The 26,300-nt window shown below is 69.3% G+C and carries 29 protein-coding genes and 1 pseudogene; 9 read left to right on the top strand and 21 right to left on the bottom strand.

Annotated elements, in window-relative coordinates:
- The first annotated feature begins 14 nt into the window (after positions 1–14).
- Positions 15–419, top strand: coding sequence for a GntR family transcriptional regulator (locus tag Ahu01nite_RS22825; RefSeq protein ID WP_203838618.1), 405 nt, complete (start codon positions 15–17; stop codon positions 417–419).
- 38 nt (positions 420–457) lie between these two features.
- Here Ahu01nite_RS22825 and Ahu01nite_RS22820 read toward each other — a convergent pair whose 3' ends face one another.
- Positions 458–934 (bottom strand): pyridoxamine 5'-phosphate oxidase family protein, encoded by a 477-nt coding sequence (locus tag Ahu01nite_RS22820; protein ID WP_203838617.1) that lies wholly within the window; start codon positions 932–934, stop codon positions 458–460.
- Positions 935–974: 40 nt separating this feature from the next.
- On the bottom strand, positions 975–1,424 hold the full coding sequence (locus tag Ahu01nite_RS22815; RefSeq protein WP_203838616.1) for a DUF6636 domain-containing protein: 450 nt from the start codon (positions 1,422–1,424) through the stop codon (positions 975–977).
- A 33-nt stretch (positions 1,425–1,457) separates the two neighbouring features.
- Here Ahu01nite_RS22815 and Ahu01nite_RS22810 point away from each other — a divergent pair, with 33 nt between their 5' ends.
- Complete coding sequence (locus Ahu01nite_RS22810; protein WP_203838615.1) at positions 1,458–2,375, top strand: tyrosine recombinase XerC; 918 nt, start codon at positions 1,458–1,460, stop codon at positions 2,373–2,375.
- A 43-nt stretch (positions 2,376–2,418) separates the two neighbouring features.
- Positions 2,419–3,609, top strand: a complete 1,191-nt coding sequence (locus Ahu01nite_RS22805; RefSeq protein WP_203838614.1) for an aminotransferase class V-fold PLP-dependent enzyme — start codon at positions 2,419–2,421, stop codon at positions 3,607–3,609.
- On the opposite strand, the gene Ahu01nite_RS51845 is transcribed toward Ahu01nite_RS22805, so the two are convergent.
- The 14 genes and pseudogenes from Ahu01nite_RS51845 to proS form a co-directional block, all read right to left on the bottom strand.
- Positions 3,524–4,081, bottom strand: a complete 558-nt coding sequence (locus Ahu01nite_RS51845) for an MmyB family transcriptional regulator (RefSeq protein WP_369076636.1) — start codon at positions 4,079–4,081, stop codon at positions 3,524–3,526. The two genes, Ahu01nite_RS22805 and Ahu01nite_RS51845, sit on opposite strands and share 86 nt — an antisense overlap.
- Positions 4,082–4,371: 290 nt before the next feature.
- A complete protein-coding gene (locus tag Ahu01nite_RS22795) occupies positions 4,372–4,791 on the bottom strand; it encodes a M23 family metallopeptidase (protein ID WP_203838612.1) in 420 nt (139 codons plus the stop codon).
- Positions 4,792–4,868: 77 nt separating this feature from the next.
- Positions 4,869–5,192 (bottom strand): DUF2469 domain-containing protein, encoded by a 324-nt coding sequence (locus Ahu01nite_RS22790; protein ID WP_067505225.1) that lies wholly within the window; start codon positions 5,190–5,192, stop codon positions 4,869–4,871.
- Positions 5,189–6,019, bottom strand: coding sequence for a ribonuclease HII (locus Ahu01nite_RS22785; protein WP_203838611.1), 831 nt, complete (start codon positions 6,017–6,019; stop codon positions 5,189–5,191). Before Ahu01nite_RS22785 ends, Ahu01nite_RS22790 begins: the two co-directional genes overlap by 4 nt.
- Positions 6,019–6,465, bottom strand: a complete 447-nt coding sequence (locus Ahu01nite_RS22780) for an NUDIX hydrolase (RefSeq protein WP_203838610.1) — start codon at positions 6,463–6,465, stop codon at positions 6,019–6,021. Before Ahu01nite_RS22780 ends, Ahu01nite_RS22785 begins: the two co-directional genes overlap by 1 nt.
- 52 nt (positions 6,466–6,517) lie before the next feature.
- Positions 6,518–7,171, bottom strand: coding sequence for a signal peptidase I (gene lepB / locus Ahu01nite_RS22775; protein ID WP_203838609.1), 654 nt, complete (start codon positions 7,169–7,171; stop codon positions 6,518–6,520).
- Positions 7,168–8,052, bottom strand: a complete 885-nt coding sequence (lepB, locus tag Ahu01nite_RS22770) for a signal peptidase I (protein WP_203838608.1) — start codon at positions 8,050–8,052, stop codon at positions 7,168–7,170. Before lepB (Ahu01nite_RS22770) ends, lepB (Ahu01nite_RS22775) begins: the two co-directional genes overlap by 4 nt.
- A 228-nt stretch (positions 8,053–8,280) precedes the next feature.
- Complete coding sequence (rplS, locus tag Ahu01nite_RS22765) at positions 8,281–8,640, bottom strand: 50S ribosomal protein L19 (RefSeq protein WP_203838607.1); 360 nt, start codon at positions 8,638–8,640, stop codon at positions 8,281–8,283.
- Positions 8,641–8,770: 130 nt separating this feature from the next.
- Entirely contained in the window at positions 8,771–9,529 is a 759-nt protein-coding gene (trmD, locus tag Ahu01nite_RS22760) for a tRNA (guanosine(37)-N1)-methyltransferase TrmD (protein ID WP_203838606.1), read from the bottom strand.
- A 15-nt stretch (positions 9,530–9,544) separates the two neighbouring features.
- Positions 9,545–10,114 (bottom strand): ribosome maturation factor RimM, encoded by a 570-nt coding sequence (gene rimM, locus Ahu01nite_RS22755; protein WP_203838712.1) that lies wholly within the window; start codon positions 10,112–10,114, stop codon positions 9,545–9,547.
- Positions 10,115–10,132: 18 nt separating this feature from the next.
- Positions 10,133–10,390 (bottom strand): RNA-binding protein, encoded by a 258-nt coding sequence (locus tag Ahu01nite_RS22750; protein ID WP_015624940.1) that lies wholly within the window; start codon positions 10,388–10,390, stop codon positions 10,133–10,135.
- Between the two features lie 106 nt (positions 10,391–10,496).
- Positions 10,497–10,940: pseudogene (gene rpsP, locus Ahu01nite_RS22745) on the bottom strand (30S ribosomal protein S16); the annotation flags it as partial.
- Positions 10,941–11,276: 336 nt separating this feature from the next.
- A complete protein-coding gene (locus Ahu01nite_RS22740; RefSeq protein WP_203838711.1) occupies positions 11,277–11,942 on the bottom strand; it encodes a ribonuclease FAU-1 family protein in 666 nt (221 codons plus the stop codon).
- Positions 11,939–13,345 carry a proline--tRNA ligase gene (proS, locus tag Ahu01nite_RS22735; RefSeq protein ID WP_203838604.1) on the bottom strand — a complete coding sequence of 469 codons (1,407 nt, stop codon included), beginning with the start codon at positions 13,343–13,345 and terminating at the stop codon, positions 11,939–11,941. The genes Ahu01nite_RS22740 and proS overlap by 4 nt, the downstream gene beginning before the upstream one ends.
- A 77-nt stretch (positions 13,346–13,422) precedes the next feature.
- Here proS and Ahu01nite_RS22730 point away from each other — a divergent pair, with 77 nt between their 5' ends.
- Together Ahu01nite_RS22730 and Ahu01nite_RS22725 are read left to right on the top strand one after the other, a co-directional pair.
- Positions 13,423–13,968 (top strand): RNA polymerase sigma factor, encoded by a 546-nt coding sequence (locus tag Ahu01nite_RS22730; protein WP_203838710.1) that lies wholly within the window; start codon positions 13,423–13,425, stop codon positions 13,966–13,968.
- Positions 13,958–15,319 (top strand): outer membrane protein assembly factor BamB family protein, encoded by a 1,362-nt coding sequence (locus Ahu01nite_RS22725; RefSeq protein WP_203838603.1) that lies wholly within the window; start codon positions 13,958–13,960, stop codon positions 15,317–15,319. The genes Ahu01nite_RS22730 and Ahu01nite_RS22725 overlap by 11 nt, the downstream gene beginning before the upstream one ends.
- A gap of 44 nt (positions 15,320–15,363) precedes the next feature.
- On the opposite strand, the gene Ahu01nite_RS22720 is transcribed toward Ahu01nite_RS22725, so the two are convergent.
- The 4 genes from Ahu01nite_RS22720 to Ahu01nite_RS22705 all read right to left on the bottom strand — a co-directional run bounded on the left by Ahu01nite_RS22720 (position 15,364) and on the right by Ahu01nite_RS22705 (position 19,084).
- Positions 15,364–16,440, bottom strand: a complete 1,077-nt coding sequence (locus Ahu01nite_RS22720; protein WP_203838602.1) for an amidohydrolase family protein — start codon at positions 16,438–16,440, stop codon at positions 15,364–15,366.
- Positions 16,441–16,570: 130 nt separating this feature from the next.
- Complete coding sequence (locus Ahu01nite_RS22715) at positions 16,571–17,152, bottom strand: Uma2 family endonuclease (RefSeq protein WP_203838601.1); 582 nt, start codon at positions 17,150–17,152, stop codon at positions 16,571–16,573.
- A gap of 73 nt (positions 17,153–17,225) precedes the next feature.
- Entirely contained in the window at positions 17,226–18,782 is a 1,557-nt protein-coding gene (gene ffh / locus Ahu01nite_RS22710; RefSeq protein ID WP_203838600.1) for a signal recognition particle protein, read from the bottom strand.
- 62 nt (positions 18,783–18,844) lie between these two features.
- Positions 18,845–19,084 (bottom strand): hypothetical protein, encoded by a 240-nt coding sequence (locus Ahu01nite_RS22705; RefSeq protein WP_203838599.1) that lies wholly within the window; start codon positions 19,082–19,084, stop codon positions 18,845–18,847.
- A gap of 289 nt (positions 19,085–19,373) precedes the next feature.
- On the opposite strand from Ahu01nite_RS22705, the gene Ahu01nite_RS22700 reads away from it, so the two are divergent.
- The 4 genes from Ahu01nite_RS22700 (at position 19,374) to Ahu01nite_RS22685 (ending at position 25,161) form a co-directional block, all read left to right on the top strand.
- On the top strand, positions 19,374–21,119 hold the full coding sequence (locus Ahu01nite_RS22700; protein ID WP_203838598.1) for a stealth family protein: 1,746 nt from the start codon (positions 19,374–19,376) through the stop codon (positions 21,117–21,119).
- Positions 21,120–21,147: 28 nt separating this feature from the next.
- The gene (locus Ahu01nite_RS22695) at positions 21,148–22,395 is read left to right on the top strand and encodes a nucleotide sugar dehydrogenase (RefSeq protein WP_203838597.1); all 1,248 of its coding nucleotides are present in this window, start codon (positions 21,148–21,150) and stop codon (positions 22,393–22,395) included.
- Positions 22,392–24,425 carry an acyltransferase family protein gene (locus Ahu01nite_RS22690; RefSeq protein WP_203838596.1) on the top strand — a complete coding sequence of 678 codons (2,034 nt, stop codon included), beginning with the start codon at positions 22,392–22,394 and terminating at the stop codon, positions 24,423–24,425. Before Ahu01nite_RS22695 ends, Ahu01nite_RS22690 begins: the two co-directional genes overlap by 4 nt.
- Before the next feature lie 238 nt (positions 24,426–24,663).
- Positions 24,664–25,161 (top strand): CAP domain-containing protein, encoded by a 498-nt coding sequence (locus Ahu01nite_RS22685; protein ID WP_239159054.1) that lies wholly within the window; start codon positions 24,664–24,666, stop codon positions 25,159–25,161.
- A 71-nt stretch (positions 25,162–25,232) separates the two neighbouring features.
- Here the strand turns inward: Ahu01nite_RS22685 and Ahu01nite_RS22680 are convergent, their stop codons facing one another.
- Positions 25,233–26,270 carry an O-methyltransferase gene (locus Ahu01nite_RS22680; RefSeq protein WP_203838595.1) on the bottom strand — a complete coding sequence of 346 codons (1,038 nt, stop codon included), beginning with the start codon at positions 26,268–26,270 and terminating at the stop codon, positions 25,233–25,235.
- Positions 26,271–26,300 lie beyond the last annotated feature (30 nt).

Below are 26,300 nucleotides of genomic sequence, written 5' to 3'. Positions count from 1 at the left end.
GTACCGTGTTAGGCATGATCGATCCCTCGGCTGACCGTGCCGTCTTCCGGCAGCTTGCCGATCTGTTGCGGAGTCAGATCGAGGGTGGGGAGCTGGCGCCGGGCGAGCCTTTGCCCAGTGAATTGCGGCTGGCTCAGGAGCACGGGATCAGCCGGACGACGGTGCGGCAGGCCATTGGGCAGTTGCGCACCGAGGGGCTCGTTACCGTTGACCGGCCTCGGGGGACGTTTGTGCGGGTGCCGGAGCCGGTGGAGGTCATCACGCTCGGGCGGGGTGAGCTCGCGAGTGCTCGTATGCCGACGGATGCCGAGCGTAGGACCTACCGCCTCGGTGAGGGCGTGCCGGTCATCGTGATCACGGCTGCTGACGGCTCGACTGCCGTCCACCCCGCTGATCGCGTTCAAGTCACCCGCCCCTGACGAAACCGAACCCCGCAGCCAGAGCCTGCCGGACATGGTCAGGCTCGGGTGCGGCGGCGGTAGCCGTCGGCGGGGTTCCAGGACTCGATGACCAGGTGGTCGGCCGGGGTGCCCACGTAGGTCAGTGACAGCTCGGTGACGTCCACGCGGAAGTAGCCCGCGCCGGGGAACGGGTTGTCGGCCGGGGCGGGGATCTCCACCGCGACTCCCGCGAGTTTGGCGTCGCCCGGCCACTGCTCGGGGTGGTCGGCAGGGGGTTCCAGGGTGGGGCTGTGGATGGCAATTCTCGGGTCCCGGCGGATGTCGAGGAGTTTGAGCGATCCCCCCATCGAGCCGAACGTTGCCGCGGTCCCGGCGTCGGGGAGCTGCTCGAACTTCAGTTCCGTGGCGCTGATCCGGGGTGCGCCGTCGCGGCGGAGGGTGGCCATGGTTTTGTTGGTTCCGGCGTCGAAGCGGGCTCTCACCTTGGCGGCGAAATCCGGGTGTTCCTTCTCGATCTCATGCCAGTTCGCCATGTCCCCGACCATAGAGCTGGGGTCCGACAAAAAAGTCGGGTCACCAGAGGTCGTACTGCTCGCGGGCGAGCGTGAACCCGTGCCCCGAAACCACGTTCTCGCACTTCACGGCGTTCGGCTCGCTGGTGCACCGCAGGTTGCCGGCTTGCCGGGACTGCCCGTACCCGAGGATCGGCCCGGCGGATTGCAGGACCGAGTCGCCGGCGCACAGGAACGAGGCAGCGGAGTCGGCGACAGCCAGGGCGAACCCGTACGCGAGGCCGCAGTCCGCCGGCTTCGAGGGTGGGAGCCAGGATTTTCGATTGATGTCGCAGCGGGCCTGCGTGGCGGTGAGGTAGCAGCCGATGTTGCCCGACGGCATCAGGAAGCCGCCCGCCGGTGCATCCCCCATGGCCGCGTTGGCCTGCGGTGCCTCCGACGCGGGAGAGGCGCAAGCCGTGGAGAGGGCAGCCAGGAAGATCGCCGCACCGGCCGTACGCAAGCGCCTCACAACCGGCAATGATAGGCAGGTGGAGCAAGAGCGATGAGTACGCGCGAAACCCATCAGGCGCTTCCGCCCGCGATGCGGCAGGCCGTGGACGACTTCGGGTTGCATCTGTCGCGGGTCGACAACAGATCGGCCCACACCGTACGCGCTTATGTCGGTGACGCCGTCTCGATGCTCGACTACGCCGCCGCGGCCGGTTGTGCCGCGCCCGCCGATCTCGATATCACCGTATTGCGTGGCTGGCTCGCGCGGATGATGGCCGGCGGCGCCGCGCGGACGTCGCAGGCTCGCCGGGCCGCGGCAGCTCGCACGTTCACCGCGTGGGCCCATCGGAACGGGTTGTGCTCCTCCGATATGGGGGCACAGCTGGCCAGCCCCAAGGCGCATCGCGATCTTCCGACGGTGTTGCGCGCCGATCAGGCCGCTGAGCTTGTCGAGACGACGACCGACCCCCATGGCGTACGCGACAAAGCAGTCCTCGAGCTCCTCTACGCGACGGGCGTACGCGTAAGCGAATTGTGCGGCCTGGACCTGACCGACGTGGACGAGAACCGCCGGGTGGTCCGTGTCTTCGGCAAGGGTGCGAAAGAGCGTGCTGTCCCCTACGGCCTGCCGGCTCAGCGGGCGCTCGACGAATGGCTGCGTGACGGCCGCCCGAAGCTCGCGCACCCGGGCACGGACAGCGCCCTCTTCCTCGGGGCTCGCGGGGGCCGGCTGCAGCAGACGGTCGTGCGCAGGATCGTGCGGACGGCGGCCCAGCTCGCCGGTCTTCCGCACACCAGCCCGCACGATCTGCGGCACTCGGCGGCGACGCATCTGCTCGACGGGGGTGCCGATCTGCGGGCCGTGCAGGATCTGCTGGGGCATTCGTCGTTGTCGAGCACGCAGATCTATACCCATGTGTCGACCGAACGGCTGCGAGCGGCGTTCGAACAGGCTCACCCGAGAGCTTGACGAATCGTTCAATCCGCCACCCCGCGTCGCGTACGATCGCAGCGTGAGCGCCGGAGATCCGCCCCCGCCCATCCCCGGAGCCCGTCTCCTCTTCTCGCTCGACCCCGGCATCGCCTACCTCAACCATGGTTCCTTCGGTGCCGTGCCGATCGGGGTGCAGCGCGCTCAGCAGCGGTTGCGGGACGAGATCGAGCGCAATCCGATGACGTTCTTCGGGTCGACCGGGCTGATGGACCGGATCGTCCACACGCGACGGCACATCGCGCAGTTCCTCGGTGCCGATCCGGATGGCAGCGCACTCGTGGCGAACGCCACAGCCGGGGTCTCGATGGCTCTGCAGACCGTCCGGTTGCAGCCCGCCGACGAGGTGCTGCTCACCGATCACGGCTACGGCTCGAACGAGATGGCCGTGAAGCGTCAGTGCCGCCGGGACGGGGCGACCGCGCGCACGGTCCCGTTGCCGCTCGCGGCGTCGGATGCCGAGGTCGTGTCGCGGATCAAGGAGGCGCTGCGACCGGGCAGGACCAAGCTGCTCATCGTCGACCAGATCACCTCGCCGACCGCCAAGGTCCTGCCGGTGCGGGAGATCGTCGCCGCCGCCCGGGAGCACGACATCCCCGTTCTGGTCGACGCCGCGCACGCCCCCGGCACGTCCTCGCTCGAGGTGGACAGCATCGGCGCCGACTTCTGGGTCGGCAACCTGCACAAGTGGGCGTTCGCCCCCCGGGGCACCGCCCTGTTGAGCGTCGCCCCGCACTGGCGGCGCCGGATCGAGCCGCTGGTCGTCTCGTGGGAGCAGGACGAGGGATTTCCCGCCAACGTCGAGTTCCAGGGCACCCTCGATTACACCGCGTGGCTCGCCGCACCCACAGGCCTGTTCACGATGCGCACCCTCGGCGTCGACACGGTCCGCCGGCACAACGCCGAGCTGGCAGCGTACGGTCAGCGGGTTGTCGGTGCCGCCCTCGGCCTCGCGCCGACCGACCTGCCCGACCCCGGAGCGCCGGAGGCCGCCATGCGGATCCTGCCGCTGCCCGCCGGGGTGGCCACCACCAAGCCGGAGGCCACCGCCCTGCGCCAGCACATCGCCGACAAGCTGGCCATCGAGGTGGGCATGAACGCCTGGGGCGGCCGCTGCTGGCTGCGCCTCAGCGCCCAGGTCTACAACCGGGCCGAGGAGTACGACCGCCTCGCCGAACGCCTCCCCGGGCTCCTGACCAGCCACCGTCAGTAGGCGGGCGCCGTCCGGCTGGCCGGTATGGTGAGGGCGCCGGCGGACCGGGTGCCGCGCTCGGCCGGGTACATGGGCAGCCTCTGCCCGGGGTCGGGCGATCAGCGGGGTGCTTTCGAGGGCAGCTCGATGTCGCCGACGATCGGATGGCGGACGCAGCGCATGCCGGCGGCGGGAACACGGACGTCGCCCATCCTGTCCCGGTCCCACCAGAACAGATACGAGCAGCCGTCCAGCCCCACCGTGCCGTACGGGCGGCGGGATCCGTGAAAGTGAAGCGCGCGAGGTTGACCACTCGCACAGCGCGCGGGCCCGGCGTGTTGGTGCCGAGCGCGTCGAGGCGAGCGCTGAAAACGCCCGCGGGCGTGGTGGTCATCGAGTCGAGGATGCGCTGGACCGGAGGCCGCAGGCAGGCTCGGGTGGTCACCGGTTGACGAGGACGGCACTCCTGCGAACCCGGACAGCGACAATACATCGGAGCAGGGTGCCGCGACCGCGATCTGGGCAACCATCTCGCAGGGGCTGGCCGAGCCCGGCGGGACCTGTCTCGAGGACTGCGACGTCTCCGAGATCACCACGACGTTCGACCTCACGGCGGGCGGCGTCATGCCCCACGCTGTCGACCGCGATGAGGCCGCGCGGCTGTGGTCGCTCTCCGCACAGCTCACCGGCGTCGACGCCGTCGCCGCAGCGCCGCCAGGCCTAAGGGCAACGGGCAACGGGCAACGGCCGACGGGCAACGGCCGACGGGCAACGGCCGACGGGTCAATACAGGAGCCGGACGCCGAAGAGCGACAGCGGGTTCAGGTAGACGGCACCACGCCGCAGCCCCCAGTGCAGACAGGCCGCCGCGGGACACCCGGGGTGCCCGGACGACAGGGTGCCGATCTCCTGCCCCGCCACGACCTGGTCACCGACGTGCACGGACCCGAGCGTCAACGGCTCATAGGTGGTGCGCAGCCCGTCGGCGTGCGTGATGCTGACGACGCCCCGCCCCGCGATCACCCCGGCGAAGACGACGGTGCCGGCCCCGGCGGAGTGCACCGGCGTGGCGGGCACTGCCGCGAGGTCGACTCCGCGGTGCCCGGCCAGCCAGGGCTGGGCGGGCGGCGCGAAGGGGCGGGTGACCGAGGGCGGGGCGATCGGCCAGGCGAAAACCAGTAGGAGCGACCACAGCAATGTCATGCCGGCAATCGTGCCGAGAATGCCCGCCGGCTGCGGAAACCCCTGTGGATAACCGGCCGCCCTGTGGAAAAAGCGGGTCAGCCGCCGAAACCGGGCTCGTCCGGCAACGAGATGTCCGGCTTCTCGAGCTCTTCGACGTTCACATCCTTGAACGTCATAACGCGAACATTTTTCACGAAACGAGCGGGCCGATACATGTCCCAGACCCACGCGTCATGCATCTCGACCTCGAAGTACACCTCGCCGTCGGAGTTGCGCACGTGCAGGTCCACCTGGTTGGCCAGGTAGAAGCGGCGCTCCGTCTCCACCACGTACGAGAACTGGCGGACGATGTCGCGGTACTCCCGGTAGAGCTGCAGCTCCATCTCGGTCTCGTACTTCTCGAGATCCTCTGCGCTCATCGCTTCTCGCCCTCCATGGCCTCATCTTCCCCCACCGGCACCGGCGGCCGAGGCTGCTCGCCCGACGCCACGCCGACGGTACCCTCACTGTCCGCCCACAGCATCAGCGGCACGGCCTCCGGGGAGGCCGAAGACGCCGAAACAGGAACGGGACGCCGCGCCCGGGGAGGCCTGTTACCCCGCCCAGAAGCCGCAGCAACGTTCACGTATGAGAACCGGTGCTCCGCGCACGGCCCCCGCGAGGTCAGCGCCGCGCTGTGCTCCTCGGTGATGTAGCCCTTGTGCACCGCGAAGCCGTAGCCGGGGAACTTGTCGTCCAGCTCGACCATCAGCCGGTCCCGGGTGACCTTGGCGAGCACGCTGGCCGCCGCCACGCAGGCCGCGACCCGGTCGCCCTTCCAGACCGCGAGGCCGGGGGCGTTCAGGCCGTCGACCGGGAAGCCGTCGGTCAGTACGTAGTCGGGCGTGGCCGTCAGCGAGGCCAGCGCCCGGCGCATGGCGGCGAGGTTGCAGACGTGCAGGCCGCGCGCGTCGACCTCGGTGGCCGGGACGATGACGACGGACCAGGCCAGGGCGCGCTTGACCACCTCGGCGTAGACGCGCTCGCGGGCGGCCGCGGTGAGCAGCTTGGAGTCGGCCAGCTCATCGATCTCGCCGCGCTTGCCCTCGGGCAGGATGCACGCGCCCGCGACCAGCGGCCCGGCGCACGCGCCACGGCCGGCCTCGTCGGCTCCGGCGACGTTACGGAAACCGCGGCGCTGCAGGGCACGCTCGATCGCGTAGAGGCCACCTTCCCGGCGGACCACGGTGCGGGGAGGAGCGAGCATCAGGCGACCTTGCGGACCAGGTCGGCGAGCTGGTCCGGGAAGAGCTGCTCGGTGGAGGACTCGATCTCGGCGGCCGTCCACCAGCGGCTCTCGGTGATGGTCTCCTGCTCGTCCGCGTCGTAGCCGGCGGTGGAAACCTCCCACTGCGGCACCCGGTGGACGAAGAAGTGCTGGTCCTGCCGGTAGCTGCGGTTGCGATAGCTGAACTCAGCCACCTCGTGATGCACGGACTCGCCCAGCTGGGCGGGGTCGACCCGCAGCCCGGTCTCCTCGAACAGCTCGCGGGCCGCGGCCTCGGCGTGCGTCTCGCCCTCGTTGAGGCCACCGCCGGGCGTGAACCACCAGCGCTCGCCGGGCCGGGCCGGGTCACCGCCGTGCATGAGCAGAACCCGGTCCTGGCCATCGAGGAGAAGCACGCGTGCGGCGCGCCGGTCGACGTGTGTCACATCCCAAGCCTATTGCGCCGGACATCGATCTTGAGGGCGGGTGCCCCGGGGCTCATTTGGCCGGTGTCGCGTCCGGGACACCGTCGAACGGCTTCGGCACGGTCAGCCAGGTCGCGCGGCCCACCGGCCAGAAGATCGTGAAGGCCCGGCCGACGATCGAATCGGACTTGATCGTGGCTTCCTGGATGTTCTCGGTCTGCTCCCAGTGCTCCAGGGAGTCGCCCGAGGCCGAGCGGTGGTCACCCATGACCCACAGGCGGCCGGCCGGCACGGTGATGTCGAACGGCTCATCGGCGGCCGGGTCCTGGGTGCCGCTGTCATCGGTGTAGATGTACGGCTCGTCGATCGAGTGCCCGTTGATCATCAGACGCTGCTGGGTGTCGCAGCAGACCAGGTGGTCACCGGGGACACCGATGATGCGCTTGATGAAGTCCTCGCCCTCGGTGCCGCTCTGCCAGTCCGACGGCGCCTTGAAGACCACGATCTCGCCGCGGCGGGGCTCGCGGAAGTCGTAGACGAGCTTGTTGACCAGCACCCTGTCCCAGATGTTGAGGGTGTGCTCCATCGAGGGCGACGGGATGTAGAAGGTCTGCAGGACGAAGGCCCGCACCAGGACCGCGACGAGGATCGCCACGCCCACGAGGATCGGGAGCTCACGCCAGAAGGAATTACCGCTCTTCTCGGCGGCGGTCTGGTCGTCAATCACGACCGGAGCCTACGTCGCCGGAGCCTCAAGCACAGTCCGGAACGCGCGGATACGCCGACACTTAGCAGGAACGGCAGCATTACCGCCGTGCTGGCCGGATCGAGCTTCGGCTCCGGCTTCGCGCCGAGCGGGGCCGATCCGACGGGGTGCGCGGTCGCATACTCCTGCCAGACGTCGGGCACGGAGAGGCTGGTGAACCGGCTCGTCGGCCATACCACGACGAAGGCCCGCCCGATGACGTTGTCGATCGGCACGGGCCCCTGACAGCGGGCGTCCTGCGACACCAGGCGGTGATCGCCCATGACGAACATCTCACCCGCGGGGACGGTCACCTCGGTGAATCGGCGACTGCTGCACTGCCGCGGGTTCGGCGGCTGGTCGAGGGGCGAATTCTCGTCGATGTACGCCTCATCGATCGGCTCGCCGTTGACCGTGATCCGGCCCTTCTCGTCACAGCAGGCCACCTTGTCGCCCGGCAGGCCGATCACGCGCTTGATGAAGTCACGCTCGCCGGGGCGGCTGACGCCCACGAGGTCACCGATCGTGCGTCCGAGCTTGGCGCCGAAGGCGTTGCTGACCGGCGTGCTGGGCTGCTCGGGCGCCCAGTTGTCGGTGCCGCGGAAGACGACGATCTCGCCCCGGAGCGGGTCGCGCATGTCGTAGACGACCTTGTTCACCAGGACGCGGTCGTTGATGAGCAGGGTGTTCTCCATCGAGCCCGACGGGATGAAGAACGCCTGGACGAGGAACGTGCGGATCAGCACGGCCAGGCAGAACGCCACCACGAGCAGCAGCGGAAGCTCCTGCCAGAGCGGCATCTCCTTGCGACGGATCACCCGCCCGCGGCGCCGTCCGGAGGAGGAGCCTCGATACCCCTGCATCGGTTCCACGCTACGTATCTCCCGCCGCCGTCCGGGCGAATCAACCCGGATACAGCACTACCGCCCGAAAGTCCCCGTGGGGAACCTGTCAGGCGGTAGTGCGAATGGCCCACCAGCGCGGCGAACGCCACGTTGGCCCTGATTCCCATCCGTCACATGCGCAAGCCTAGTGCTCCTGCGCAGGAACCGTCAGTCCGAGTGAACGTACGGCTCGGACGACCGAGGAGTTCAGTTGGCGGTCTGCTTCTCGCGGAGCTCCTTGATCTTGGCCTTCTTGCCACGGAGCTCGCGCAGGTAGTAGAGCTTCGCGCGGCGCACGTCACCACGGGTCACGACCTCGATGCGGTCGATCTGCGGGCTGTTGAGCGGGTAGGTCCGCTCGACACCGACGCCGAAGCTGATCTTCCGGACCTTGAAGGTCTCCCGCAGGCCACCGTTCTGGCGGCTGATGACGACGCCCTGGAAGACCTGGACACGGGAACGGTTACCTTCGACGACCCGAGCGTGCACGCGGAGCGTGTCGCCGGCGCGGAAGTCGGGAATGTCGGTGCGCTGCGACTGGAGGTCGAGTGCGTCCAGCGTGTTCATCGCTGCATCCTCGTGCTACTCAAAGCGCACCGGGAGTTCGATGCGCGATTGGGGTGGTTCTGAACCCGGCCCGGAAAGGCCGGGATCCTCATCTGCCCACCCACGGCGTGGGAGACAAATGGCAACCTCACTACTTTGCCACACCCGACCCCGGGATCCGAAATCCGGCGCCCTCGATGGCCGCCCGGTCCAACTTGCCGATCTTCTCGGGCGGGTAGGCCTCGAACAGGTCGGGACGCCGCGTGGCGGTCCTCAGCAGTGACTGCTCACGCCGCCATCGGGCGATCTTCCCGTGGTCACCGGAGCGCAGCACCTCGGGGACGTCGAGACCGCCCCATGACGCCGGCTTGGTGTAGACGGGCGCTTCGAGCAGCCCGTCTGAGTGCGACTCCTCGGTCAGCGACTCCGCGTTGCCGAGCACCCCGGGCAGCAGCCGGGTGATGGCCTCCATGATCACGATGACCGCGACCTCGCCGCCGAACAACACGTAGTCGCCGAGCGAGACCTCGCGGACCGGCATCGGAGCGGAGTCGAGAACCCGCTGGTCGATGCCCTCGTAGCGGCCGCACGCGAAGACAAGATGATCTTCCGAGGCAAGCGAGGCAGCGTCCGCCTGGGTGAACGGCTTCCCGACCGGCGACGGCACCACCAGCAGCGACGACGGCGACGCGACGGCGGAAAAGGCAGCAGCCCACGGCTCGGGTCGCATCACCATGCCGGGGCCGCCGCCGTACGGGCTGTCGTCGACCGTCCGGTGCACGTCGGAGGTCCAGGTGCGCAGATCGTGCACGGAAAGATCGAGGAGTCCGGTCCCGCGCGCCTTCCCGATCAGCGAAAGGTCCAGCGGCGAGAAGTAGTCCGGAAAGATCGAGATGATGTCGACGCGCACTGCGGGGGCACACCCTTACAAGTCGAGCAGGCCCTCGGGCAGGTCGACGACGATCCGGCCGGCGGCCAGGTCGACCGTCGGCACCATCGCGCTGACGAACGGGATGAGCGCGGTGCCGCCCGCGGCCTTCTTCAGGACGATGAGGTCGGAGGAGGGCGCGTGGTCGATCCGGTCGACCTTACCCAGCTCCACGCCGTCCAGGTCGACCACCGAGAGGCCGGCCAGCTGGTGGTCGTTGAACTCGTCCGGGTCGTCCGGCGCGGGAATCTCCGCGCTGTCGACCTGCAGCATCACGCCGCGCAGCGCCTCGGCGATGTTGCGGTCGTGCACGCCCTCGAACTGAGCGATGATCTTGCCCTGGTGCCAGCGCAGCGACTCGAGGGTCAGCTTGCCGGGCACCTGGTAGGCGACGCCAGCCGGGGGCGTGGCGTGCGCCGGGCCGGCGTTCACCCGGCGGTCCCGAGGGACCTCCGTGGCGAACGTCGACCCGGCGGAAAATCTCGCCTCTGGATCATCGGTCCGGACAGTCACGAGGACCTCCCCACGAATCCCGTGGGGCTTACCTATCTGACCGATAACCAGCAGCATCGTGACGACAGCCGATCAGTACGCGTCGACGATGTCGACGCGGATACCGCGCCCACCGATCGACCCGATGACCTGACGCAGCGCCTTGGCCGTGCGACCGCCACGCCCGATGACCGTTCCCAGGTCCTCGGGGTGGACACGCACCTCGAGCCGCTTGCCGCGACGCGAGTCGACCATGCGGACCCGGACGTCGTCCGGGTTGTCGACGATGCCCTTGACGAGGTGCTCCAGCGCAGGCCGGAGCGCCCCGTCAGCTCGCGTCGGCGCCGGCACCGGCCGGGTCCTTCGCGTCTGCGGCGACAGCCTCACGGTTCGGCTCGGCCGGGTCGACAGCCTTGGTGTCGCTCGGGCGACCCTCGGCAACCTCCGGCGCAGCCGGGGTCTTGTCAGCGTCCGCAGCCGGCTTCTCAGCCTTGGCCTCGGCGGCGGGCTTCTCAGCCTTGGCCTTCTTCGGGGTGGACTTCGCCGGGGTCTCGGCGATGCCGGCAGCGGCCTTCGCCTCGGCCTCGTAGGCCGCCTGACGGTTGGCCTTCTCGGGCGCGACCAGGAGCGGCGGCGGGGCCGGGAGGCCCTTGAACTGCTGCCAGTCGCCGGTCTTCTCGAGGATGCGCTGCACGGCCTCGCTCGGCTGCGCGCCGACGCTCAGCCAGTACTGCACGCGCTCGCTCTTGACCTCGATCACCGAGGGGTCGAACTTAGGCTGGTAGATGCCCACGTACTCGATGGCGCGGCCGTCACGCTTGGTGCGCGAGTCGGCGACGACGATGCGGTACTGCGGGTTGCGGATCTTGCCCATCCGCAGGAGCCGGATCTTTACGGCCACGGTTGTTTCGCTCCAAGTAATGACGTGGGTGAGCCGAACGGAACCCACGTGGGGATGCGGGACCGAATGTCTCGTGGACTGGCTACGTGAGAAGGGTTAGAGGGCGCTGCTCACGAGCCGGATACCAGCTGTCCATTCTGCCAGACGGGCAGCCATGCACGCCAACCGGGCCGGGAAACGCCACAATCAAGATCAAAAGGATCATGTCGCATCTGATTGCATGGCACCGACCGCAGTTCCCACCGAGGCCGCGCCCGACCGGCCAAGGCGCCGAGGGCGCCAGAACAGCCGCCCGGCCGCTTCATCCTGAGTGAGTGGCGAAAACCTCAGACCAGGTCAGGGCCGCGGGACCGGTGGGCGGTCCCAGCCGGTGGGCAGGTCCGTGATGGCCTGCCAGGACGGGTCGGGCCGGAAGTCGGTCCAGGTGCCGTCGAACGGGAAGTCGCCGGCTTCTATCTGCTTGATCACACGCAGGCCCTCGGCCCGCAACGCGTCCTCGTCGTGGACCCAGTAGTGGTCGGGGAGGGCGAGCCGCTCGGCGAGCTCGTCCTCGTCCTTCCACTGCCAGGTGCGATCGGGGCGCACCACGATGTCGAGATCCTGGTCGATCACATCGACACCGGCCAGCCCGCCGCCGTCGCTGTTGTCGTCCCAGCGCAGCGCGCGCTCCTCCAGGTTCACGTACCAGAACTTGAAGTGCTCCTGCTCGTCCTGGAAGAACCAGACCGAGTGGTCGGCGCCGGGCGGGATGAACTTGAGCAGGCCCGGGCCCTGCCAGACGGACGGGACGACCCGGACGGGCTGCGTCACCCACTCGGTGAACGGCATGTCACGGATGCCACGCCCGTCCAGCGTCTCCTCGACGATCACCGTCGTGCCGCGGGTCAGCCACAGCAGCAGCCCCCGCTCGTCGTCCGAGACGACCCGGCAGGGCCGCACCGAGGCGAGGCGCGGCCCGTCGATGTTGCGGTAGAGGAAGACCGTGCCCGGGGCGAGCATCAGTACGCGCGGGCCAGGATCGCCTGCAGCTCCGGCTCGTCGTCGGAGTCGGGCATGGTGCCGTCGACACGGGTCAGGCAGCGCACGGTGATGGCCTTGCCGTTGGCCTTCTTCTCACCCTCGGTGCCGACCGACGCCCACGGCACCCGGGCCCAGCCGGTCTGCGCGGCGTCGATCGCCTCGTCGAGGGTCTTCACGTCGACCGTGTTGGCCTCGCGGAAGGACAGGGCGTCGTCGTAGAGGCGCTGCTGGTCGGCCTTGAGCGCGGCCACGACGTCGTTGACGACCTCGGCGAGCGCGATCGGGGACTTGGTGCCGTCGATCCGGCGTGCCACGACGGCGTTGCCGTTCGCCAGGTCGCGGGGGCCGACCTCGATGCGGATCGGGATGCCCTGCAGCTCGGCGTCGACTGCGCGCCGGCCGAAGGGGATGTCGGCACGGTCGTCGAGCTTCACCCGTACACCAGCGGACTTGAGCTCGTCACGGAGCTTGACCGCCGCCTCGGTGACGCCCTCGCCGGCCTTGACCACCATGATCTGGGCCTGGATCGGGGCGATGTTCGGCGGCAGCCGCAGGCCGTTGTCGTCGCCGTGGACCATGATCAGCCCACCCATCATCCGGGTGGAGGTGCCCCACGACGTGGTCCAGGCGTGCTCGACGGCACCGGCCTGGGACGTGTAGGTGATGTCGAACGCCTTGGCGAAATTCTGCCCGAGCTCGTGCGACGTGCCCATCTGGAGCGCCTTGGTGTCGCCCATCATGGCCTCGACGGTCATGGTGTTCGTCGCGCCGGCGAACCGCTCGCCCTTGGTCTTGCGGCCGGGCACGACCGGGATGGCCAGCATCTCGACCATGAACTCCTCGTAGACCGTCTTGTGGATCAGACGGGCGTACTCCCGGGCGTTTTCCTCGCTGATGTGGGCCGTGTGGCCCTCCTGCCAGAGGAACTCGGTGGTGCGCAGGAAGGTGCGCGGCCGTAGCTCCCAGCGCACGATGTTGGCCCACTGGTTCAGCAACAGCGGCAGGTCACGGTAGGAGTCGACCCACTTGGCCATGAACTCGCCGATGACGGTCTCGCTGGTCGGGCGGACCACGAGCGGCTCGGCGAGCTGCTTGCCACCCGCGTGGGTGACCACGGCGAGCTCCGGCGAGAAGCCCTCCACGTGCTCGGCCTCGCGGCGCAGGTAGCTCTCCGGGATGAACAGCGGGAAATAGGCGTTCTCCGCACCGGCGTCCTTGATGCGGGCGTCCATGTCCTTCTGCATGTGCTCCCAGATGGCGTAACCGGCGGGCCGGATCACCATCGTGCCCCGCACCGGACCGTTGTCCGCCAGCCGAGCCTTGTTGATCAGGTCCTGGTACCAGCGGGGGAAGTCTTCCGACCGGGGGGTGAGCACGCGAGCCATGACCCAGCATCTTAGTCGCGTCCCGACTGCAACCCGGCCAGTGGGCTTCCCGTGTCCCTATACGAAGGGCGGTGACCATGACCGAGGAGCGGGCGGACGCGTTCGACGCGTTCTACCGGGACACCTCACGGCGGCTGCTGCGCTACGCGTACGGGCTGACGGGAGACCCGGGCGAGGCGCAGGACCTCGTCCAGGAGGCGTACGCCCGGGCATGGCAGCGCTGGCGCAGGTTGCCGGGCTACGACGACCCGGAGGCGTGGCTGCGGCTGGTGGTCAACCGGCTGTCGACGGACCGTTGGCGACGTCTGCGCGTACGCCGAGCCCACAGCGCCGCCGCCGCACCCCTGCCACCGGCCGACCCGCCGTCGGAGGACACGGTCCTGCTCGTCCGTGCCATGCGCACGCTCCCGGAAGCCCACCGCCACGCCCTGGCCCTGCGTTACCTGCTGGACCGCTCGGTGGCCGACATCGCTGCCGAGACGGGTGTCCCCGAGGGCACGGTCAAATCCTGGCTGTCCCGCGGCCGGGCGGCCCTCGCCACCGCGCTCAACCTGGACCCGGCGCCCGGCGCTGTCCGGTCCCCCGAGCCGTCACCCCCGGGAGGAGCCCGCAATGTCCACTGACCTCGACGAGATCTTCGCTTCTCTCAACCACCAGGCCGACGGGGTCCCGCTGGGCCCGCCGGTCGCCGCCCGCCGCCGCGGTGACCAGATCCGCCGCACCCGCTTCGCGATCACCGCAGTGACCGTCGTGGTCTGTCTCGCCTTCGCGGGTACGAGCTTCGCGTGGCGCAACCACCACACCGCCCCCGCCGCGCCCACATGGAGCCTCGCCGAGGTCGGCTCCCCCCGGTCCTTCGGCGTGACGGTGACCTACGCCGCGACGGCCGTGTCCACGAAGGCCGTCTTCACGGCGTGGCGCGGGCTGGACGGCGTGGTCGGGGTTTCCGCGGCCGACCTGCACACCGGCGCGACGACGTGGCTGCGGAAACGCCTGGGCACGTTCGACAGGCTCACCGGCGTCGTCGCCCTCCCCGCGGCGGTGCTGGTCAACGTCCGCGGCGACAGGGGCAGCACGATGTACGTGCTCGACCCCGCCACCGGCAGGGAACGCTGGCATTTCCCGTACGCCACCGACGACGACCTCGTCTACTACAACGACCTCCTGGTCACCCAGTCGGCGGCGACCGGCGAGACCCGCGCCCTGAGCTGGTCCGACGGGACGACCCGCTGGACCCTGCCTGCCGAGGCGGACCGGGCACAGCGGACCCTCGGCATGCACGTGCGCTCCGACGAGATGTCCCTCACGTTCACCGACCGCAACCTCATCCAGATCACCCGCTCCGGCAAGGTCGAATACCGCGACGCCGGCACCGGCACGCTCCGGGGCACCACCGCGGCCATCGTGCCGACGGGTGCACCGGTCGCGTACGAAGGGATCGTCTTCGTCCCCGGCACCGGCTTCACCCCCGGCGCGACTCAGATCGTGCGGACCGAACTGGCCGACCCGCAGCCCCGCAACATCTACGAATCGCTGCCCGGCCACCACATCGATGCCATCGCCCCGTGCGGCGACCGACTCTGCCTCACCGTGACGCCACCCGACCGCAGCGCCGTCCTCACCACGATCGGCCCCGGCTTCGCCAGCACGGACTGGCAGACCCCGGCCACCCCCGACGCGACGATCGTGCAGCCGCTCGGCGACCGCATCCTGGTCACCGGCCCGTCCGAGAGCATCCTCTACACAACGGACGGCAGGAAAGTCACGGCGGCCGCCCACATGTCCTGGATCGACAAGGACTCTCTGCTGGCCCTCCCCGGCCCCAACGGCGGAGAGATAGTCCGGATCTCGGCCCTGACCGGCACCCGCCAGGTCCTCGGCACGATGCCTCCGTCGGACAACCCCTGCGCCTGGACCACGGACCGCCTGGCCTGCCCCGACGAGACCGCCCTGCGCATCTTCTCGCTCGCATAGGCCGTGTCCTGCCGATCACGACGGCCTGGATCGGCAGGAACGGCCTAGCGGATGACCCGGCCCTTCAGGATGATCCGCTCGGGGGCACGAACCACGCGGAGGTCACGCCGGGGATCCTCGGGGTAGACGACCAGGTCGGCGAGGCCGCCCTCGACCAGTCCGGAGAAGCCCAGCCACTCGCGGGCCCGCCAGGACGCCGACGCCAGCACCTGCTCCGCGGGGATGCCGGCCTCGTGCAACAGCAACATCTCCTCGGCGGCCTGCCCGTGCCGGATGCTGCCGCCGGCGTCGGTGCCGACGAAGATGGGTACGCCGGCCTCATACGCAGCGGCGACCACTGCCGGGAAGCCGTCGCGAAGGGCGAGCATGTGGTCCGCGTACCCGGGGAATTTGGATCGGGCCTGGTCCGCGATCTTGCCGAACGTCTTAATGTTGATCATCGTCGGCACCAGCGCCGTGCCCCGCCGTGCCATCTCGTCGATCAGGTCGAGCGACAACCCCGTGCCGTGCTCCACGGAGTCGACACCCGCGCGAACCATCAGCGCGACACCCTCCTCGGAAAACGTGTGCACGGCCGCCCGCGCTCCGGCGGCATGCGCGGCCTCGACGGCGGCGGTCATGGTGGCGGCATCCCACGAGGGCGTCAGGTCACCGACGCCCCGGTCGATCCAGTCGCCCACCAGCTTGACCCACCCGGTGCCGGCCTTGGCCTGCGCAGCCACGGTCTCGGCAACCTGCCCGGCCGCCACCTCGACCCCGATGTCCCGCAGATACCGCCGCGGCGGAGCTACGTGCTGCCCAGCCCGCACCAGCCGGGGAATCTCGGGCTCATCATCCAGCTCCGGGTACGGAAAAGGCGACCCCGCGTCACGCAACGCCAGCACCCCCGCGTCACGGTCCTGACAGGCCAGCCCCCGGGCCTCATCGACACTCTCGATGGGCGAAGCGCCATACCGGATCCCCAGGTGACAGTGCGCATCCACCAGCCCCGGCACCACCCACCCGCCGCTGCTCACGGTCTCGGCATCCCGCACCGGCTCAAACGTCACCCGATCCCCGACCACCCAGAGATCCCGAACCTCACCATCCGGCAGAACGACCCCACGCACATGGAAAGCCATGCCTAAGTCCTACCCGATTTCCGCCGCCCGCGCCTGCCGCTAACCCGTCAACGCGGGGAGGTCGAGCACCACCGGAAACGGCACATCCTGGCGCCGATTCCAATGGCCGCCCACTTCAGTGCGGTCCTCCTCAGCGGAGCCAGTCCCTGCGCCGTTCGAAGCGGGAGAGGTCGAACGACACCGGCCACGGCCAGTCCAGATCGATGCGGCCAACCCGAGGTGGACCGGACCGATACTGCCCGTCCGAGCCGAGGATGTGCTCGGTGAAAGTCATGCGCTCGCGGAGGGGGTCGATCACCCAGTACCGCGGGATACCGGCGGCGGCATACCTCTTCACTTTGAAGCCGCAATCATCGTCGATCGAGCTCGGCGAGAGGATCTCGACCGCCAGCAGGACATCTCTCGCCAGACGCGGGACGCGCGTCACGCCACTGTTGGAAACGACCACCACGTCGGGGCGTGGTTGGTTGTCGTGATCCACAGCAACTGACAGATCAGTAACTATGTAGAAGCCGTCAGGTTCGTTTTCCTCGAGAGCAACAACCAACCTGATGCCGACCCATTGATGAAAATCTGTCGGGCTGGACAAGACGAGCCTTCCGTCAAGGAGCTCATAAAGGAGATCCTCCGGAAGGCTGTCGAGGTCGTCGACGGTCCATACCTGCTTGTCGGCGAGCCCGAGATAGTCGAGTTGACGCAGAGCGGCAGTCATCGATTCCTCCCCATAAGGATGCGGACTGCCGCTCACGCTACTAGACACGAGACCACCTGTCACCCAGCAATAGCTACTTCTTGTCGTCGTCGCGCTTGGGGTTGCTGAGTTTGTTGAAGTCAAGCTTGGGGAGCTTGAAGCCCGGCGGCAGGCCGGGAGCGCCGCCCAAAGCGTTCGGGTCCAGGCCCGGGGGGAGCTGGGGCATGCCGCCCGGGAAGCCGGCCGGCATGCCGCCGCCGACGCGGGGGCGGTTGCCGCCCTTGGTGCCCTTGCGCTTGTTCTTGGGGCTCTTGGTGGCCTTGCGGCGGTTGCCGCCGGGGAGGCCCATCATGCCGCTCATCTGCTTCATCATCTTCTGGGCTTCGACGAAGCGGTTGAGGAGCTGGTTGACATCCATGACCTGGACGCCGGAGCCGCGGGCGATGCGGGCGCGGCGGGAGCCGTTGATGATTTTGGGGTTGGTGCGTTCGCCGGGGGTCATGGAGCGGATGATGGCGGTGACCCGGTCGAAGTGGCTGTCGTCGAGCTCGGCGAGCTGGTCCTTCATCTGGCCCATGCCGGGCATCATGCCGAGGATGTTGGCGATGGGGCCCATCCGGCGGACGGCGATGAGCTGGTCGAGGAAGTCCTCCAGGGTGAAGCTTTCGCCACCCATGAGCTTGGAGGTCATCTTTTCTTTCTGATCCTCGTCGAAGGCCTGTTCGGCCTGTTCGATGAGGGTCAGGACGTCGCCCATGCCGAGGATGCGGCTGGCCATCCGGTCGGGGTGGAAGACGTCGAAGTCCTCGAGCTTCTCGCCGGTGGAGGCGAAGAGGATGGGCTGGCCGGTGACGTGGCGGACCGAGAGGGCCGCGCCGCCCCGGGCGTCGCCGTCGAGCTTGGAGAGGACGACGCCGGTGATGCCGACGCCGTCGCGGAAGGCTTCGGCGGTGCTGACGGCGTCCTGGCCGACCATGGCGTCGATGACGAAGATGACCTCGTCGGGGTCGACGGCGTCGCGGATGTCGCGGGCCTGCTGCATCATGTCGGCGTCGATGCCGAGGCGGCCGGCGGTGTCGACGATGACGATGTCTTTGGCGGTGCGCTTGGCGTGCTCGATGGAGTCCTTGGCGACCTGGACCGGGTCGCCGACGCCGTTGCCGGGTGACGGGGCGTAGACGTCGACGCCGGCGCGGCCCGCGAGGACCTGGAGCTGGTTGACCGCGTTGGGGCGCTGGAGGTCGGCGGCGACCAGCAGGGGCTGGTGGCCCTGGCCCTTGAGCCAGCGGGACAGCTTGCCGGCGAGCGTGGTCTTACCGGAGCCCTGGAGGCCGGCCAGCATGATCACGGTCGGGGGGTTCTTGGCGAACTGCAGGCGGCGCCCCTCGCCACCGAGGATGGTGATGAGCTCCTCGTGGACGATCTTGATGATCTGCTGGGCGGGGTTGAGCGCCTCGGAGACCTCGGAGCCGCGGGCGCGCTCCTTGAGGTTGGCGATGAACTGCTTGACCACGGGCAGCGCGACATCAGCCTCGAGCAGGGCGAGACGGATCTCGCGCGCGGTGGCGTCGATGTCGGCGTCGGTGAGCCGGCCCTTGCCCCGGAGCTTGGTGAAGATGCCGGAGAGGCGGTCACTCAAGTTGTCAAACACGGCACAACTTCCCGTTGGTCGAAAGGGAGGAGAGGCCCAAGCCTAGCCGCCCGCCGCCGGGCTCACCGGTTCCGCATCCGGTACGTCTTCTTCGCGGCCTCGATCCGGTACTGGGTGCGGGTTCCGGGGGCGAGCCCCTTCTTCGCCTTGCCGTAGAGGTAGATGCCGCCGCCGACCACGATCGCGCCCACGATCAGGTACGCGAGGGCACCGACGAGCCAGTGCAGGACCGACACGGCGATCCAGCCCACCACGATCACCCCGGCGACCATCGCCACCACGTACGCAACTGCCTTGCCCATGGGGAGTCCTCCAAAGAAGTCAGGCCTCCACCATCCTCCCCCGGCGCAAGCCCCCGCATCAGGGACGCACCCGTAGGGGTGGGCGGGTCGCAATTCAGCCCCCAAAGAGAACAAAAGTCGCGTAAAACCGCTAAAGGCGCATAGCACAGATGTCCGGAAAGACGCCATTGACCGCAACCAACCGGGTGACCGCGACGTTGAGGCACAGGAACCCCGGGCGGCTGAGCCGATCAGCCCCGACGACATCCGGCGGAAGGACGAACTCGTGCCCTTGCGGCGGATCCTACGAATGGCACCCTGGCAGGTCCGGTCACGCATCCTGGCCAGCGTGCAGCGCCGGGTGCTGCCCCGGGTCTCCGAGGACCAGCGGCTCGGCATGGCCCGGCGGATCGTGTCGCTGTCACACCCGCCCCGGCTGCCGCTCATGCGTACGGCCGAGGCCGCCGTCACCATGCGGGTCCGCACCGGCCGGGGCTGGGTGACCGCCCGGCGTGACCCGGCGGCGAGCCCGGCAGGCGTACGCCGTGACAACCTCGACAGGGTTGTCGCCGCCCTCGACGAAGCAGGCATCGACTGGTTCCGCATCCCCGCCAAGTCCCTGCGTACCACCGCCGTCGCGGTGCTCGTGACCGACCGCGCGGCCACGATCCGCCTGCTGGAGGCGCTCACCACCGGCACCGGCCTGCTGGACGTCGTGAAGCCGCGCAAGGCCAAGAGCAGCAAGACGGCCGAGGTGCTGCGGGTGTGCTGGCCGGTGACCGACCCGAACGGCAGCCTGGTGCTGGCCACGGACGTGGGCTGCGAGATCGAGTTCTGGGCGGAGCGCGACGGCGTCCTGGCCGGCCCGCGCCCCAACCCGATCGCCGACGTGATCGCGCTGGACGAGCCGGTGGCGCACGCGAGCGAGGCCGCGTTCGGGCCGTTCAGCTCGCCGCACGACGTCTCGGCGTACCGGACGAAACAGATCTTCACCATGCCGGGCCCGGACCGGATCGCCTTCCCGATCGACGTGGTCTACACCTGGGTCGACGGCAGCGACCCGTCCTGGCAGGCCCGCAAGGCCGCGGCCCAGGGTACGAACGCCTGGCTCGACACCGGCAGCCGCCTGGCCCACAACAGCGCCCGCTACACCTCCCGCGACGAGCTGCGCTTCTCCCTGCGTTCGCTGCACTGCTTCGCGCCCTGGGTCAACCACATCTACCTGGTGACGGACGATCAGGTGCCGGACTGGCTGGACACCGCGCAGCCGGGGCTGACCCTGGTGAGCCATCGGGAGATCTTCGGCGACACCGGGCGGCTGCCGACGTTCAACTCGCAGGCCATCGAGTCACGCCTGCATCGCATCCCGGGTCTCAGCGAGCATTTCCTCTACCTGAACGACGACGTGTTCCTGGGCCGGCCGCTGAGCCCGGACCTGTTCTTCACGCCGGGCGGGCTGACCCGGTTCTTCCCGTCGAGCGCCCAGGTCGACTCGGCACCGCGGCGCCCGGACGACCCGCCCGCCGACTCGGCCGGCAAGAACAACCGCGAGCTGATCCGTACGGCGTTCGGCCGCGTCCTGACCCGCAAGATGATGCACACCCCGCACCCGTCGCGGCTGAGCATCATCACCGAGATCGAGCAGCGGTTCACGGAGTACGTGACCGCGACCGCCGGGCATCAGTTCCGCCACCCCGAGGACATCGCGCTGCTCTCGTCGCTGCAGCAGTACTACGCGTACCTGACGGGACGCGCGGCGCCGGGGACGGTCGCCTACATGTACGCGGACCTCGCCAACCCGGCGACCCCGTTCAAGCTCGCCCGGCTGCTGCGCCACCGCGACCTCGACACGTTCTGCCTGAACGACACGGACTCCGACGAGGCGGTGGCCGTCGAGCAGGCGGCCCTGCTCGGCGAGTTCCTGCCGGCCTATCTGCCGTTCGCCTCCCCGTACGAGCGGGGCGCCGGTCCCCCGGTCCGCCCGCAGGCCGACCGCCGCGCGGAGATCCCGAGCCAGAGCGGCGGCCCGGCCCCCACCAACACGCCCGTCGCCTGACGGGGATCCGCAGAAGGAGATCTCGCTCGTGAGCTTCGACGTCGCCATCCTCGGCCTCGGCTACGTGGGGCTGCCCCTGGCCCAGCAGGCCGCCCGGGCCGGTCTGTCCGTGCTCGGCTTCGACGTGAACGCGGCGGTGGTCGAGGCGCTCGGCGCCGGCCGTTCCCATGTGGACGACCTGTCCGACACCGACATCGCCGAGATGCTGACCCGCGGGTTCGGCGCCACCACGGACGAGCGGCTGATCGCCACGGCGGCGGTCGCGGTGATCTGCGTACCGACGCCGTTGTCCGAGGGTGACGGCCCGGACCTGCGCGCGGTGATCGGCGCCACCGAGGCGGTCGGGCGCAACCTGCGGCCCGGCATGCTCGTCGTGCTCGAGTCGACGACCTACCCGGGCACCACCGACGACGTGGTGCGCCCGCTGCTGGAAAGCCTGTCCGGCCTGACCGCGGGGGTCGACTTCCACCTGGCGTTCTCGCCCGAGCGGATCGACCCGGGCAACGAGAAGTGGGGCGCGCACAACACCCCGAAGGTGGTCGGTGGCACCACGCCGGCCTGCACCGACCGGGTCGCCGAGTTCTACGGACGGTTCGTGGAGACGGTCGTACGCACCCGTGGCACCCGCGAGGCGGAGACCTCGAAGCTGCTCGAGAACACGTACCGGCACGTCAACATCGCGCTGGTCAACGAGATGGCCCGGTTCTGCCACGAGCTCGACATCGACCTCTGGGACGTCATCCACGCCGCGTCGACCAAGCCCTTCGGGTTCCAGGCGTTCTATCCGGGACCGGGCGTGGGCGGGCACTGCATCCCGATCGACCCCAACTACCTCAGCCATAACGTACGCAGCAAGCTCGGCTACCCGTTCCGCTTCGTCGAGCTCGCCCAGGAGATCAACGCCACGATGCCGGCGTACGTCGCCCGGCGCGCGCAGAACCTCCTCAACGCCGACGGCCAGGCATTGCACGGCGCCCGGGTGCTGCTGCTGGGTGTCACGTACAAGCCGAACATCGCCGATCAGCGCGAGTCGCCGGCCACCCCGCTCGCCCGGCACCTGGCCTCGCTGGGTGCGGTGCTGACGTACCACGACCCGCACGTCCGCGAGTGGAGCGTCCCGCGCACCGACGACCTCGAAGGCGCCGCGGCCGCCGCCGACCTCGTGATCCTGGTCCAGCAGCACCGCGAGTACGACGCGGATCACCTGGCGAGCATCTCGAAGCGCTTCTTCGACACGCGGGGTGTCACCACCAGCCGGGAGGCGCACCGGCTGTGATCGAGACGAGCACCGCGACCCGGCCCCGGACCGGCCTCACCGTCGCCACGAAGACGCAGCCCTCGAGGCATCGTCGCGACATCGAGGGGTTACGCGCGGTCGCGGTGCTCCTCGTGGTCGCGTACCACTGTGATCTGTCGTTCTTCTCCGGCGGATATGTCGGGGTCGACGTCTTCTTCGTCATCTCCGGCTTCCTGATCACCGGGTTGCTGCTGCGGGAGGCGGACCGGACCGGCCGGATCTCCATCCCGCGGTTCTACGCCCGCCGTGCCCTGCGGCTGCTGCCCGCCTCGGCGGTCGTCGTCGTGGCCACGGTGATCGCGGCCGCGCTGTGGCTGCCGCCGCTGCGCCTGGCCGGCATCGTGTCGGACGCCCTGCACACCAGCGTGTACGCGATGAACTGGCGGCTCGCGGCGGTCGGCACGGACTATCTGAACGCCGATGCCGAGCCGTCGCCGTTGCAGCACTTCTGGTCGCTGGCGGTGGAGGAGCAGTTCTACCTGCTCTGGCCGCTGCTGATCATCGCGTTCAGGGCCAAGCGGGCGCGGGCCGGCGTACTCATCGCATTGACTGTGGTTTCGCTCGGTCTGTCGTTGTGGCAGACGCAGGCGAACGCAGGCTGGGCATATTTCGGCGCGCACACCCGGGCATGGGAGCTGGGCGTCGGCGCACTGCTGGCGGTCTTCGCGGTTCGGCTCCCGCGGTGGTGCGTTCCGGCCGGTCTGCTCGCGGTCGCTGCCTCCGCAGTCATCTTCACTGCACAGACCCCATTCCCCGGGTACGCCGCCCTGGTCCCGGTTCTCGGCACGGCAGCGGTCATCGCCGGTGGAACGGAACAGCCCGGCGGGATCCTCGCTCATCCCGCGTTGCAGGGGATCGGGCGGCTGTCGTACTCCTGGTATCTCTGGCACTGGCCGACGCTGATGATCGCCCCCGCCATCCTCGGCCGCCCGCTGGCCGGATGGGAGAACGTGCTGGTCGCGCTTGGCGCACTCGTCCTGGCCATGTTCACGTACGCCCTCGTCGAGAACCCCGCCCGCCACCTGACCGGCCTGCGGAACAACCCGTGGCGCGGGATCGCCGCCGGGCTGGCGATCTCGCTGCTCTGCGCCGGGCTCTGCGTCGCGGTCCGCGTCGCGGCGGACCGGGCCCGGGGCGTCAGCACCTACCAGGCGAGCGCCCTCGACGACTCGACGGATCTCGGCAGGGACGTCGCCGCGAGCGTCGCCATGCCCGCCGTCCCGGCCAACCTCACCCCGGCGCTCGAGCGGGTCGCCAAGGATCTGCCGCACTTCTACCAGGAGGGCTGCTCGGGCACGTTCTCCGACGCCGAGGTGAAGAAGCCCTGTGCGTACGGTGATCTGACCTCCCCGACCACCGTCGTGCTCTTCGGTGACTCCCACGCCGGCATGTGGTTCCCCGCGATGGAGAAAGCGGCCCTGGAACGGCACTGGAAGCTGGTCGTGGTCACCAAGAGCGCCTGCACGGCGGCCGACGGCATGATCTTCTCGCCGCAGCTGAAACGCGAGTTCACGGAGTGCGTGGAGTGGCGCAGGAGTGCCTGGGAGTACGTCAGGTCGCTGCACCCGGCGAAGATCCTGCTGGCCTCCACCTACCCCAGCAACGAGCTGCTGAACGTGCCCGGCACGCAGGACGAGGCCTGGGTGAGCGCCTGGCAGCGTTCGGTGCAGGCGCTGTCCGCCCCCGGCACCGAGGTCTACTTCATGACCGACACGCCCTGGCAGGCCGGGCCGGTCCCGGAGTGCCTGTCGGCGCACATGGACTCCCCCGCCGCGTGCGGACGCAGCCCGGAGATCGCGCTGGCGCTGCCCGATCGGCGCCAGCTGGTCGCGGAAGCGGTCCGCGAGGCCGGCGCGGTCGTCGTCGACCCGGTCAAGTGGTTCTGCACGCCGGCCTTCTGCCCGGTGATCGTCGGCAACGTGCTCGTCTACCGCGACCAGCACCACATCACCACGGCGTACAGCGAACTGCTCGCCCCTCAACTCGGGGCGGCACTCGCAGCATCCTGAAAAAGCACCTCATCGAAGGGCCCGGCGCAGTTTTAAAGCCGCCGGGCCCTTCTTTGCACCATGTCCGCAACCGGGTGGGAAACCGTCCCGCAACCGGACTGCGGCAGGCACCCGATCGGCAACTCAGCACTCACGCCAAGGCACCTGAACGGGCATCAGCGACTCCTGGAACGGCCCGAATGGAATGGCGTAACGGCGAACAAGCGCCGGTGCGGAGTTCTCCGAAAGGTCGTGTCCCGTGCAGAAGAACCAGCCTCTGGTCCGTCGCCTCGCCACCCTTGCTCTGATCCCCGTCGCCGCCTTCATCGGCCTGGCCCTCGCCGCTGCTCCCGCCGAGGCCGCGCCGGTCTCCACCTCCACCCTGCAGACGCAGATCGTGAAGCTGTCCAACACGCAGCGTGTCAAGGCCGGCTGCAAGGCGCTGAAGGTCAACGCCAACCTGCTCCGCGCCGCCCGCGGCCACAGCAAGTTCATGGCCACCAGCGGCTCGTTCAGCCACACCGGCGCCCGCAACTCCACGTTCATCACCCGTGCCAAGAACGCCGGCTACACCGCCGCCCGCAGCGAGAACATCGCGTACGGCTACCGCAGCGCCGCCGAGGTCGTCAACGCGTGGATGAAGTCGCCGGGTCACCGTGCCAACCTGCTCGACTGTGGTGCCAGGACGTTCGCCGTCGGCGTCATCTACGCGTCGAACGGCAACCCGTACTACACCCAGGACTTCGGTAGCCGCTGATCTTTTCCCTCCCCCGTGACCGGCCGGCATGCCCCCGCATGCCGGCCGGTCCTTTTCCATCTCCGAAGGATCTACACCGAGACCCGCGCCCCGCTGCGGGAGTAGGAAAGCACCGCGTGCCGGCCGATCAGGTGCGGTTCAGAGACGAGCCCGGAGATGTTCTCCGTCCAGCGCCGCACCGCGTCCTGCTCGTCGGCGCGGTTCGCGTCGTCGAGCACGATCGTGGCGACCGGGGCGAGCTTGCTCTCCATCGCGTGCAGCGCCGGGAATCTCGCGTCCGGGCCGGTCGCCGCGGGCGGGCCGTCGATCACCAGCAGGTCGATGTCGCGGACATCCTTGAGCTGCTCCCGGTCGTACCACTGGTACGCGCGCCCGTCGAGCAGCAGCTCGGTCAGCGGCGCCGTCCGCACCTCGACCACCGCGCCGAGCCCGTGCGCGTCGAGCATCGTGCGCGTCCTGGCGGCGTAGTCCTCGTCGTGGTCGAGCGAGATCAGCCGGCCGCCGATCTTCTCGAGGGCGTAGCCGAGCCACACCGACGACGTACCGCTGCCCAGCTCGACCACCAGCTGCGGCTGACGCAGCCGGACGATGTGCAGCAGCTCCAGCAGGTCCGTCGGGTTGAGCGCGAAGTCACCGGACGACGGCATCGGCGCCCGCGGCGTGAACTCCTGGAACAGCTGGAACATCGCCTCGAACTCGCGACTCTGCGAACGCAGCAGCAGATCGTGGCCGTGCCCGTTCTGCCGCAGTCCCCGGGTGATGGTCCGGGTCAGGTCCTGGTGCCGGTCCCCCGCGCTCAGCCGTTCCTTCTCCACGGTCGCCACGACCCGGCGCTGCATCTGCTCCACGACCGTGCGCAGGTCACGGTTCGCGGCCTGGTTGGCGCGGTGCATCCCGCCCATCCAGCGCGACAGGTGCAGGATGCCGAGCAGCACACCGAGGAGCAGGGCGGCCACGAGGGACACGGCGAGTCCCTGATGACCGGTCCCCGCCGCCGTCCAGATGCCCGCTACGAGCACGACGACCAGCATGAGAACCACCACCTGCGGACGGGTCAGGCTCTGCAGCCGTACCGTCAGCCGACCGCCGAACCGGGTCAGGCTGCTCATTCTTCAAGACCTCCGAGGTGCGCTGATTCA

The organism is Winogradskya humida (assembly GCF_016862215.1).
Lineage (GTDB): Bacteria > Actinomycetota > Actinomycetes > Mycobacteriales > Micromonosporaceae > Actinoplanes > Actinoplanes humidus.
This window is presented reverse-complemented; position numbering and strand designations above follow the sequence as displayed.

Bases quoted from the DNA above. Each gene is read 5' to 3' on its own strand.
- Ahu01nite_RS22825 (WP_203838618.1), top strand. From the start codon at position 15: ATGATCGATCCCTCGGCTGACCGTGCCGTCTTCCGGCAGCTTGCCGAT.
- Ahu01nite_RS22820 (WP_203838617.1), bottom strand. From the start codon at position 934: ATGGCGAACTGGCATGAGATCGAGAAGGAACACCCGGATTTCGCCGCC.
- Ahu01nite_RS22810 (WP_203838615.1), top strand. From the start codon at position 1,458: ATGAGTACGCGCGAAACCCATCAGGCGCTTCCGCCCGCGATGCGGCAG.
- Ahu01nite_RS51845 (WP_369076636.1), bottom strand. From the start codon at position 4,081: ATGTATTGTCGCTGTCCGGGTTCGCAGGAGTGCCGTCCTCGTCAACCG.
- Ahu01nite_RS22795 (WP_203838612.1), bottom strand. From the start codon at position 4,791: ATGACATTGCTGTGGTCGCTCCTACTGGTTTTCGCCTGGCCGATCGCC.
- Ahu01nite_RS22790 (WP_067505225.1), bottom strand. From the start codon at position 5,192: ATGAGCGCAGAGGATCTCGAGAAGTACGAGACCGAGATGGAGCTGCAG.
- Ahu01nite_RS22785 (WP_203838611.1), bottom strand. From the start codon at position 6,019: ATGCTCGCTCCTCCCCGCACCGTGGTCCGCCGGGAAGGTGGCCTCTAC.
- lepB (WP_203838608.1), bottom strand. From the start codon at position 8,052: ATGCAGGGGTATCGAGGCTCCTCCTCCGGACGGCGCCGCGGGCGGGTG.
- rplS (WP_203838607.1), bottom strand. From the start codon at position 8,640: ATGAACACGCTGGACGCACTCGACCTCCAGTCGCAGCGCACCGACATT.
- proS (WP_203838604.1), bottom strand. From the start codon at position 13,345: ATGGCTCGCGTGCTCACCCCCCGGTCGGAAGACTTCCCCCGCTGGTAC.
- Ahu01nite_RS22730 (WP_203838710.1), top strand. From the start codon at position 13,423: ATGACCGAGGAGCGGGCGGACGCGTTCGACGCGTTCTACCGGGACACC.
- Ahu01nite_RS22725 (WP_203838603.1), top strand. From the start codon at position 13,958: ATGTCCACTGACCTCGACGAGATCTTCGCTTCTCTCAACCACCAGGCC.
- Ahu01nite_RS22720 (WP_203838602.1), bottom strand. From the start codon at position 16,440: ATGGCTTTCCATGTGCGTGGGGTCGTTCTGCCGGATGGTGAGGTTCGG.
- Ahu01nite_RS22715 (WP_203838601.1), bottom strand. From the start codon at position 17,152: ATGACTGCCGCTCTGCGTCAACTCGACTATCTCGGGCTCGCCGACAAG.
- Ahu01nite_RS22705 (WP_203838599.1), bottom strand. From the start codon at position 19,084: ATGGGCAAGGCAGTTGCGTACGTGGTGGCGATGGTCGCCGGGGTGATC.
- Ahu01nite_RS22700 (WP_203838598.1), top strand. From the start codon at position 19,374: ATGGCACCCTGGCAGGTCCGGTCACGCATCCTGGCCAGCGTGCAGCGC.
- Ahu01nite_RS22680 (WP_203838595.1), bottom strand. From the start codon at position 26,270: ATGAGCAGCCTGACCCGGTTCGGCGGTCGGCTGACGGTACGGCTGCAG.